Origin of the sequence: Rhodococcus sp. (in: high G+C Gram-positive bacteria), assembly GCF_049286785.1 — a bacterium.
Classification (GTDB): domain Bacteria; phylum Actinomycetota; class Actinomycetes; order Mycobacteriales; family Mycobacteriaceae; genus Rhodococcus_F.
The window spans coordinates 1-1,851 of the sequence record NZ_JBAQEO010000238.1; the positions used below are offsets into that span (position 1 = coordinate 1).

Annotated in this window: 2 protein-coding genes; both read left to right on the forward strand. The window is 63.4% G+C overall.

Annotation, left to right across the window (positions count from 1 at the left end; all coding sequences use genetic code 11):
- Positions 1 to 103: 103 nt before the first annotated feature.
- The gene (locus WAW17_RS09660; protein ID WP_422332761.1) at positions 104 to 1,237 is read left to right on the forward strand and encodes a VOC family protein; all 1,134 of its coding nucleotides are present in this window, start codon (positions 104 to 106) and stop codon (positions 1,235 to 1,237) included.
- Positions 1,234 to 1,851 (forward strand): fumarylacetoacetate hydrolase family protein (locus tag WAW17_RS09665; protein ID WP_422332762.1); only part of this gene is annotated, 618 nt, incomplete at its 3' end. The genes WAW17_RS09660 and WAW17_RS09665, both read left to right, overlap by 4 nt.

The following is a 1,851-nucleotide window of genomic DNA, read 5'->3' on the forward strand; positions in this document are numbered from 1 at the left end:
AATCTAGCAAACGGCCTCAATTCTGACGATTTCCTCAGACACTATTGACTGACGATCGAGTCATAGGTGACGATATCGTCAATCTACTTTGGAGGAGTCGCGTATGAGTGATCATTTCGACCCCCACGCGCACCTGCACAGTGATCAGGGCGGTGTGCATGGGGAACACCCAGGACGGGTATCGAACCCTGTCGTCAAGGTGCGGGGACTGGCCTGGCTGGAATTCGAAAAGCCTGATCTGATCCGAGCCGAGGGGTTCGCCCGCGCTTTCGGTTTCGCAACGACAGTGGTCACACCGGACGAACTTCATCTCCGTGGCACGGACGCGGGTGCGCCCTGTGCGATCATCCGCAAGGGGCGCCGCTCGAAGTTCGTCGGCATGGCATTCGCAGCAGCAGAACGCGGCGATGTGCTCCGTCTGGCAGACGCCACGAGACGCACCGTAAGCCCACTTCCCGACAGCCTCGGCGGCATCACCGTCGATCTCACCGACCCCAGCGGATCCCTCGTCCGCGTGGTCGCCGACGTCCAAGAACTCCCCGCGCTCACCCCGCAGCAACCCCAGGTGCTCAACGTCGGCCACCGAACAATCCGCACCAACGCCACCCAACGCCCCCAGCGGGAACCCGCACAGATCCAGCGCATCGGACACATCGTGCTCCAGAGCACCCGCTACCTCGAGACCTTGAACTGGTATTTGCACCATCTGGGGTTGATCGTCAGCGACTTCCTCTTCTACGAGGGCCAGCGCGAACGAGGTCCGGTCATGAGCTTCGTTCGCTGCGACCAAGGTGCCGTGCCGTCTGACCACCACACTCTCGCACTGACGCTCGGCCCGTCGAACCGATATGTGCACTCGGCCTACCAGGTCTGCGATCTCGACGCGATCGCCGCCGGCGGCGAATACCTCCTCGAAAGGGGTTACCGCCGGTCGTGGGGGATCGGCCGACACATCCAGGGAAGCCAGATTTTCGACTACTGGCGTGATCCCGACGGCTTCCTGGTCGAACACTATGCCGACGGTGACCTGTTCGACTGCACCCTCGAGCCCGGCTGGGCACCCATGAGCGCGTCCGGCCTGGCCCAGTGGGGCCCGCCGGCCACCCCGGACTTCCTGGGCATCGCGCCCGGACGAGACTCCCTGCACGAACTGCGCGCCCTGGTCTCCGCGCTCCGTGGAGACAACGAATTCGACGTCCAACGCCTCCGTGGCCTCCTGAAAGTAGCCTCCACATGAGCATTTCCGTTCTTCGGTCCGCCGCTGATTGGTGGGTGCAGACCGCCGACGGTGCCGCCCGGATCGACACCGCCGCCACGACCACCGCCGAACTGCTGCGCGACAGGGCGGCCATCGACGCCGCCGCGACCTCCGGAGAGACGATTCCCGTCGAGACGCTGGACCTGATCTCACCGGTCACCGCACCGTGCCGGGTGGTCGCGCAGATGACGAACTTCGCTTCCCACGTGAAGGACTCGGGGATGAACCCCGCGACAGTGCCATTGACGTTTTTCCGGAAGACGTCCGGGTCGATCAGCGGGCCGTTCGACGACGTGATCAAACCGCAGCACGTCAAGCTCCTCGACTACGAGGTAGAAATCGGTCTGGTCGTCGGCACACCTGTTCCGGTGGGCACCGCGATCGACGAGAACAACATCACCGACTTCATCGCAGGACTGGTCGTCACCAACGATGTCTCCGCGCGCGACGTGCAACTCCCGAAAACCCAGTTCTACGAAGCCAAGTCGTATCCCACCTTCACTCCGGTCGGACCGACCCTCGTACTGCTGGAGGCGGACGACTTCACCCGCTTCGACGATCTGCGACTGACCCTTCGGGTCAACGGCCAGATC

Bases quoted from the DNA above. Each gene is read 5' to 3' on its own strand.
- WAW17_RS09660 (WP_422332761.1), top strand. From the start codon at position 104: ATGAGTGATCATTTCGACCCCCACGCGCACCTGCACAGTGATCAGGGC.